This is a genomic window from Streptacidiphilus monticola, assembly GCF_042658505.1.
Taxonomy (GTDB): Bacteria; Actinomycetota; Actinomycetes; order Streptomycetales; family Streptomycetaceae; genus Streptacidiphilus; species Streptacidiphilus monticola.
Genome location: NZ_JBHSQJ010000135.1, coordinates 335 through 535 on the forward strand (window position 1 = coordinate 335; position 201 = coordinate 535).

General features: G+C 55.2%; 1 protein-coding gene. It reads right to left on the reverse strand.

The genetic code is table 11. The features are described from left to right. Window positions 1–201 (reverse strand): SOS response-associated peptidase family protein (locus tag ACFP3V_RS26710; RefSeq protein ID WP_380588577.1); only part of this gene is annotated, 201 nt, incomplete at both ends.

Consider the following 201-nt stretch of genomic DNA (forward strand, 5'->3'; position numbering starts at 1 on the left):
TGCCGTTCTCAAAAGGTGGTTTCCCGATGGCAGCGAGCAGGAGCGGATTTCCGTCCTTACGGTAAATGAAAAACGGCTGTTTCACGCCGTTTTGCTGTTTCCACTCAAACCAGCCGTCAGCAAAAACAATGGCCCGTCCGTGCTCCCAGAGTGGCCTGAACATCCGGCTGCCGGCCGCAGTTTCACTTCTGGCGTTGATGA